Annotated in this window: 7 protein-coding genes; 3 read left to right on the top strand and 4 right to left on the bottom strand. The window is 48.4% G+C overall.

Annotation, left to right across the window (positions count from 1 at the left end):
* The coding region (mciZ, locus tag TJ79_RS28680; RefSeq protein ID WP_155987908.1) for a Z-ring formation inhibitor MciZ at positions 1 to 149 on the bottom strand (149 nt) is incomplete at its 3' end.
* Between the two features lie 112 nt (positions 150 to 261).
* Here mciZ and TJ79_RS15680 point away from each other — a divergent pair.
* Both TJ79_RS15680 and TJ79_RS15675 read left to right on the top strand, forming a co-directional pair.
* The gene (locus tag TJ79_RS15680; RefSeq protein ID WP_040951281.1) at positions 262 to 822 is read left to right on the top strand and encodes an NUDIX hydrolase; all 561 of its coding nucleotides are present in this window, start codon (positions 262 to 264) and stop codon (positions 820 to 822) included.
* A gap of 3 nt (positions 823 to 825) precedes the next feature.
* Positions 826 to 2,019, top strand: a complete 1,194-nt coding sequence (locus TJ79_RS15675) for an endonuclease Q family protein (RefSeq protein ID WP_052339635.1) — start codon at positions 826 to 828, stop codon at positions 2,017 to 2,019.
* 45 nt (positions 2,020 to 2,064) lie between these two features.
* On the opposite strand, the gene TJ79_RS15670 is transcribed toward TJ79_RS15675, so the two are convergent.
* Positions 2,065 to 3,360 (bottom strand): polysaccharide deacetylase family protein, encoded by a 1,296-nt coding sequence (locus tag TJ79_RS15670; RefSeq protein WP_052339634.1) that lies wholly within the window; start codon positions 3,358 to 3,360, stop codon positions 2,065 to 2,067.
* 172 nt (positions 3,361 to 3,532) lie between these two features.
* Entirely contained in the window at positions 3,533 to 3,925 is a 393-nt protein-coding gene (locus TJ79_RS15665; RefSeq protein ID WP_238323026.1) for a VOC family protein, read from the bottom strand.
* A 240-nt stretch (positions 3,926 to 4,165) separates the two neighbouring features.
* Here TJ79_RS15665 and TJ79_RS15660 point away from each other — a divergent pair, with 240 nt between their 5' ends.
* Positions 4,166 to 5,008: a helix-turn-helix transcriptional regulator gene (locus TJ79_RS15660; RefSeq protein WP_040951280.1), complete on the top strand. Its 843-nt coding sequence runs from the start codon at positions 4,166 to 4,168 to the stop codon at positions 5,006 to 5,008.
* Positions 5,009 to 5,053: 45 nt separating this feature from the next.
* Here the strand turns inward: TJ79_RS15660 and TJ79_RS15655 are convergent, their stop codons facing one another.
* Entirely contained in the window at positions 5,054 to 6,871 is a 1,818-nt protein-coding gene (locus TJ79_RS15655) for a beta-L-arabinofuranosidase domain-containing protein (protein WP_040951279.1), read from the bottom strand.
* Positions 6,872 to 6,968 lie beyond the last annotated feature (97 nt).

The following is a 6,968-nucleotide window of genomic DNA, read 5'->3' as shown; positions in this document are numbered from 1 at the left end:
TTTTTCCGGTGGCTGCGTTGGTTTAACATGATGAGGGCCTGTCCCTTTTTTCCCTTGCTCTCTGCTTCCGCCAATTGTTTCAGCTTTCGGCTGACTTCCCAAGCTTTTCCTACCAGTCTTAGGCTGTCGGGGGCATAATAAGCTTTCATGGTTCACGCCTCATCTCTACCAGAATTTCCTCCCGCCAACGGGATATGGTAGATTCATATGAGAGCGCGTTTGAAAATAGACTGTTTTTCGATGGAAAGGAAAGAGAGAGCGATGACAAAGGATACCAAAAACCCATTTGAAGAAATTACGACGGAGTGCAAACCCATCTTCAAAGGAAAAATCATTTCTTTGGACGTGGAAACGGTGCGACTTCCAAACGGAGAAAGCGCAACACGGGAGATTGTCCGCCACCCTGGGGCTGTCTGTGTGTTGGCGATTTTGGACGGGAAGTTGCTGGTTGTTGAACAGTACCGCAAAGCGCTGGGCAAAAACCTTGTGGAAATTCCAGCGGGCAAGCTGGAGCCGGGAGAAGATCCCCTTGAAGCGGCAAAACGGGAGCTGGAAGAGGAAACCGGCTATTCCTGCGGATCAATGCGCAAGCTGTTTACCTTCTATACGGCTCCGGGATTCTGCGACGAGAAAATCCATCTTTATCTGGCTGAGCATTTGCAAGCAGGTGAAGCTCATCCCGATGAGGATGAATTTTTGGAAATCATGAGTTTGACTCCGGAAGAAGCGGAACGGTTTATCGCTGAAGGACGGATTGAGGACGCGAAAACCATTATGGCAGTGCAAGCTTGGCAGGTATCGCGGCTGACGGGAAGTTTCTGACCGATGATGCAAGAGATAAAGGATCATTTTGTCGACTTGCACATCCATATCGGGCGGACCGAGAAAGGCGCTCCGGTGAAGATCAGCGCTTCCCGAGATTTAACCTTCTACAATATCGCCAGAGAAGCTTCGGAACGCAAAGGGATTGATACGATCGGAATTATCGATTGCCATTCTCCAGCCGTGCAGAACGAGATCGATTTCTATTTAAGCAATGGAGAAATGGAAGAAGTCCCGGACGGAGGCATCCGCTACCGTCAGACTACCGTTCTCTTGGGCAGTGAAATCGAGGTGAGGGACGCGGGGATGGGACCGGCTCATTTGCTGATTTATTTGCCCACTTTGGACAAGATGCGGGAGTTTACGGAGTGGATGAGCCGGCATATGAAAAATGTCAGTTTAAGCTCCCAGCGCATTTATGTTCCTGCTCGCATCCTCCAGGAGGAGGCAGAGGGGCGGGGGGGCATGGTCATTCCAGCTCATATTTTCACTCCTCATAAAAGCTTGTACGGCAGCTGTTCATCCCGCATGTCGGATCTGCTTCATGTGCCAAGCATTGCCGCAGTGGAGCTGGGCTTAAGCTCCGATACGGAGATGGCGAGCGGACTTTCGGAGCTTGACGGCATTCCTTTCGTCACCAATTCGGATGCCCATTCCCTCGGCAAAATCGGTAGGGAGTATAATCTGATGCGCATGGCAGAAGCCAGCTACAAGGAACTTGAGCTGGCTCTGCAAGGCCGGAAGGGCCGGGGGATTGCTGCGAATTTTGGGTTAAATCCACGTCTGGGCAAGTATCACCGTACGTATTGCGCCAATTGCGAATCCATCGTCGATGAAAGCCAGTCTTCAGCGGAGCGTTGTCTTTACTGCGGCAGTACGAAAATCGTCCGCGGCGTCATGGACCGGATCGCCGATATTTCCGATCGCCCGGCGCCTGATGCGAAAAGCCTCGCCACCCGGCCGCCTTATCGCTACCAGGTTCCTCTAGAGTTCATCCCCGGTCTCGGAAAGCGGAAGCTGAAGGGTCTATTGGACCGCTTCGGAACGGAGATGAACATTTTACACCGGGTAAAAGGCGATGAACTCGCTGCCGCAGTCGGTGAGGATATTGCCGGGATGATTATCCAAGCACGGGAAGGGACATTGCGGTTGGAAGCTGGAGGCGGCGGCAGTTACGGCAAAGTAGAGCGGCGGTAGCGAGCGGCAGATTCTATCCCTTACGACTTCCGTTTGCCTACTCCTTTACTTGTTGGCAGTCGCCAGTTTCGCCTTGACGCTGGGGCGGATTGGATCGATAACCACGGTAGCATCGAACAAGGGAGCGAGCCGCTTGACATCGTCGTTCAACGACAAGCCGTCGATATGCCTGCGGTCCATCATCACGACACCGCTGGAGGCTTTTAGATAAGGAGCCGGACCGACGGAGCAGAAGACGGCAAAACCCCGATCTTGCAATCCTTTCATCTTCGGGCTGCCCTCCGGAACGGATGCGCCATATGGATAAATGTAGACGGGAGTCGGGCCGAGCAGGGACCCGACTTCTTTCAACCAGCGGTCGGTATCGGCAAATAAAACCTTCTCACTGATTTTCCCTGCATCTTTGTGTCCCCAGCCGTGGCTGGCGAAGGTCCAGCCGGTTTCTTTCAACCGGCTCACCACCTTGAGCGCTGCTGCTTTCGTTTCCGCATAATCAGCCGCGCCCGTTTCATTTGTGCGGTAGCCGAGGATACCTTCATAGCCGGTTAAAGCGATGACGCCTTTTGCTCCCTGAAAGGAAAAATCCGGGTGAGCCTTAACGAAGTCGTCGAGAATCGGGATGATGTCATTGTCCCGGGCAGTGACTTCTGCGCCTTTCGGGTCGATGGCATATCCGGCTACTTCTCCGTTTTCATCGAGGACCAGCTTATTGATATTGCCGTTCTTCCGCATATAATCGTAGTAATTATTGTCGTCGATGGACAGGATCAGCGGCTTCTTCCCCTCAGGCAATGTCAGATCCTTTCGAGTGGCCGTCATTTTACCGTCAATCGTTTTCGTTTCATAAATGGAGTCGATGGGGATCAGAATGTAATTATTCCGGTAAAGGGAATCGATAATTTTGTTAAATTCGGGTATGGTGACAAACCAGTCGTCATACCCTTTCGTCATGCTGTCTCCGTCGAATGCAAGCTCCGGGTAAGCGATTAAAGGATGAAAGAAGATATGCTCCACCGGTCCGTGATAAGCGACCATCTTCTGCGGAGATGGGGTAGCGGTCGGTGTTGATGACGGTGCCTGGGTGAGAGCAGGCGAGGGACTGGGACTTCCCCCGTTTACGCCGTTTGTCGATTCGGCGACTGAAGGGGTTGATATAGCGTGAGTTGTGGATGCGTTTGCCGCAGTATGCTGCGGTGAAGAGCTCGAGCCGGTTAGAAAATGAGCTGCTGCCTGCTCAAACGGCAGGCCGGTAAAAGATAAAACAGCGATACAACCTAAAACGATGATTCCAACAGCAAGGAGAACCCACATACGCGATTGCTTTTTTTCGCCTTTTTTCATTCTCACATCATCCACCAGCCCACATTTCTAAGATGACAAAGAGACGGGAATAACTGGAAGAAAGTTGCAGGATGATGCATGTATTTAACAAAGATTATTTGAGTTATCCTTTTGGTTTTGATCATATAAAAAAAACCGCCCTATAGCAGGCGGTTTGTCCGATTTTGATCGACTATTTCACATGTTCGATGAGTCCAAAATGAACCCCCATGGGATCAATAATATACGCTAATTTGAAGTCGCCGAAATCCATGACATCTTGAATGACTTTACCGCCATTTGCAATCACTTTCGATATGGATTCATCGATCGACATTACTTCGATTTGCAAGCGGACGCCAACCGGAAAATGTTCGGGACCATGAGCAATCCCTCCATCAATGCCGTTTTCTTCGGACGGTCCCGTCTTGGCAGGGTAATACCCCCAATTGGGCTCACCTAGTTCCCATCCAAACACATCCGCATAAAATTTCGAATGGCTGGCAGCATCCTGACTGCTGATTTCGAATGCTATGACTCGGTTCATGGACTCATCTACCTTTCCTATCGATTTAAGTTGAACCATAGATTTCATCCTTCAGCCGTTACTCCTCGAGTGGTTCAACTAGTTCATTGAGGAACTTAATTTCACAATATAGAACATATGTTTTCATGTCAAGCGGAATTACGGTTGCTTTGCTTGCCCTTGTTGTCGAATGACACAAACACCTTATACAGTTTTGAACGTGGGGCAACTAAAATATGATATTATTTTTACTATGCAATGCTATTCAATCAACCGTATCTTATCCAAGGTGATTATCCGATGAATTATTTCTATACAAGTACTACAAAGCCTCTGCGCTATTTTACATGTGGAAATCTTATGAGTAGGGATGGTTTTCTTCACCATAGGCGTATCTTTGACTGCCATGTGCTTATTTTCATTCTTGAGGGCACCTTACATATCACCCAAGCTGGTGTTCCTCATTCGGTAGCTTCGGGACACTATATTTTCCTTAAAGCCGGTGAAGAACATTACGGTCATATGCCTTCCAATGGGAAGTTGATCTATTTGTGGGTGCACTTTTCTTCCGACGCTCCGTGGGAAACCATTTCCGCAGACAATGGCTTTAATCTTCCAGAATCCTATTCCTATTTGTTCCCCGAACACGGAGCTCCTGCAAACTTTCAGCGTGTAAGCATGCTCTTCCGTCAGCTTATCGACTATTCACGTCAGGAGATTCTTTACACCCAAGCAATTCTTTACTACTCACTGAGTCTGCTTGCAATGGAAATAACGCAGGAATTTCTCGACAGCTTAACAAATCGCAAAAACAATATTTCGCCTGTTGTTCATACCATCATGGATTGGATTAAATCCAATTGCCACAAGCCTCTTTCCCTGCATGATATTGCCGAAGAATTCCACTATAATGCCGACTATTTATCCTCCTTATTTAAAAAAGAAACGGGCATGACGTTTGTCTATTACCTGAATAAATCAAGGGTTGAAATTTCGAAGAATCTCTTGTCCAGTATCAATATCAGCATAAAAGAAGCCGCCTATTCATGTGGCTTCCGGGACGAAAAATACTATATGAAAATGTTTAAAAAGTACGAGGGAATGACTCCCTTGCAGTATAAAAACGCCTTTCATAAGAAATGAGACTGACCCCTGTTTTCGTGACAGGGGTCAGTTTCATTGAATGAACTATTTGCGGGTGAAATAGACGGTGTAGGTTTCGTCGGTAATCTCATAAAGGGGCTTGAACATGATGTTTTTCGGCTGATTGCGTGTACGGTAGCTGTTCTGCTTCCAAGGGAATGTTCCGTAAGTATGCTCGGTTTGCGGCATCATAAATTCCCTCGGATTGCTGAAATCGCCCGTTAGTCCGCAGTCGCTGTCGGTAAGACCCGCAAGGACAATCGGTCCGTCAACGACGGCGGCAAGCTCCGGCATATCCGGCAGAGCTTCCATAACCAAGACGCTTGGGAAGAAAATCTTGATCGTATCGTTCTTCCATTCTCTCGTAATGCTCAAGTAACCGCCGCTAATATCAGGTGCGGTAACCTCCTGCCCGTTAATCTGTACCGACGGCGTACCTTTAACCCATGACGGCACACGGAAGAGCAAGGTGAAGGTTTCGGAAACAGACGATGTAACCGTGAATTTCAAGGACCACCTGGACATTTGGCTGTCGTCGTGCTCATCAAAGAACGCTTGATCGTTGTAGTATTTCATATCCGTGGTCTGCTCCAGGATTATATCCGTTTCGCCGCGGCGATAGTTCAATCTTGAGGGAATATACTGGCTGATGATCAGCTTGTCATTTTGGGTATCTTCAAAATAAATCAAATCAGGATAGATGGACTGAGCTTGGACCATTGTGCCGTGGCAGCACCAGAAATCCCTAGTTTTGCTTCCCCACTTTTTACGACTTCCCGCCATTAACGGGAGAAAATAGGTGGGCATTCCCGTATTCGCATTCTGCTGGGCAAGGAAACCGTTGTACAGGCTTCTTTCGATATAATCCGCATATTCGGTATTACGCGTCCATTTATAAAGATACGAAGCGGTTCTAACCATGTTGTAAACCGTGCAGAATTCCTGATTGGTTTCGCCGAGAAACTGTCCCTGCATAAAGGGAGGCCCCCAAAATTCGCCTGCGTTCTGACCGCAAGTGCAATACATGCCTCTGTCGGTAACCGCATTTTTCCAAAATCCCTCGGTAATCGTGCGCCACTTCTCATCGCCCGTTACTTCGTAAAGCTTTCCTGCACCGTGAGATAGCGGGATACTTGCGTTGGAATGAGAGTTTGTAAGTGCGTCTTTTCCCTCCGCCAGCTTTCGGAATAACCCGGGGTTCCAATAACGCTTTGCTAGATCCATGTACTTTTCGTTTTTGGTGATGTCGTACAGGCTTGTCCAGATCTCCAGCATCCCGCCCTCTTCACCGCTGTAAACGGCATGAGGGTTAATATTTTGCATAGCGTCGGTCCAATGTACATACCAGTCGCTCAGATGGTCCAATATCTCCAAAGCCTGCTCGTTGCCCGCGTCCGTATAGGCGTGAGTCAGTCCCATGATGGTTTTATGCATGACATACTGTGGCGACCATATATACCGGTCATCCGCCAGCTTTTGGAAATATTTTTCGGGTATGGAGCCAATCCATTCTCCGCCGTTCAGTTCCTGACATCTTGCCAGCTCTGAGACGATTTTATCGAGCTTGGCTTTCAATTCTATATCATGCTCCGTGGCTACATAAGACGCTGCTGCGGATAGCCAATGCCCCAGAAAATGCCCTCTGAGCTGACACGTGGGAGCTTCCCAGCCCCAGTGCAGATTGGCAGTTGCGGGATCATCCACTACCTGAAGCCCCGGCATAATAATTCCCGCCTCCAGATAGAAATTCTGAAGAAGGCATTGGGTGTCCAGCTCCATTAGATATTCTCTGTTGACATTCATTCTCTCCCGAAAAACTCCCGGTAGCAAAGTTACATTTCTTTTATCGATTGCTTTTAACATATTCTCATCCTCCGCTAATCCAAAATCATCTTAAGTGTTTTCATCATAGTCCATATTTTTCGATATGTAGGTAGACAAAAGCGCAGAAATGGTTGAG

It is taken from the genome of Gorillibacterium massiliense (assembly GCF_000455485.1).
In the GTDB taxonomy this organism is placed as follows: Bacteria; Bacillota; Bacilli; order Paenibacillales; family NBRC-103111; genus Gorillibacterium; species Gorillibacterium massiliense.
This window is presented reverse-complemented; position numbering and strand designations above follow the sequence as displayed.

Excerpts from the sequence above, each read along its gene's own strand:
- TJ79_RS15680 (WP_040951281.1), top strand. The coding sequence starts at position 262 with ATGACAAAGGATACCAAAAACCCATTTGAAGAAATTACGACGGAGTGC.
- TJ79_RS15675 (WP_052339635.1), top strand. The coding sequence starts at position 826 with ATGATGCAAGAGATAAAGGATCATTTTGTCGACTTGCACATCCATATC.
- TJ79_RS15670 (WP_052339634.1), bottom strand. The coding sequence starts at position 3,360 with ATGAAAAAAGGCGAAAAAAAGCAATCGCGTATGTGGGTTCTCCTTGCT.
- TJ79_RS15665 (WP_238323026.1), bottom strand. The coding sequence starts at position 3,925 with ATGGTTCAACTTAAATCGATAGGAAAGGTAGATGAGTCCATGAACCGA.
- TJ79_RS15660 (WP_040951280.1), top strand. The coding sequence starts at position 4,166 with ATGAATTATTTCTATACAAGTACTACAAAGCCTCTGCGCTATTTTACA.
- TJ79_RS15655 (WP_040951279.1), bottom strand. The coding sequence starts at position 6,871 with ATGTTAAAAGCAATCGATAAAAGAAATGTAACTTTGCTACCGGGAGTT.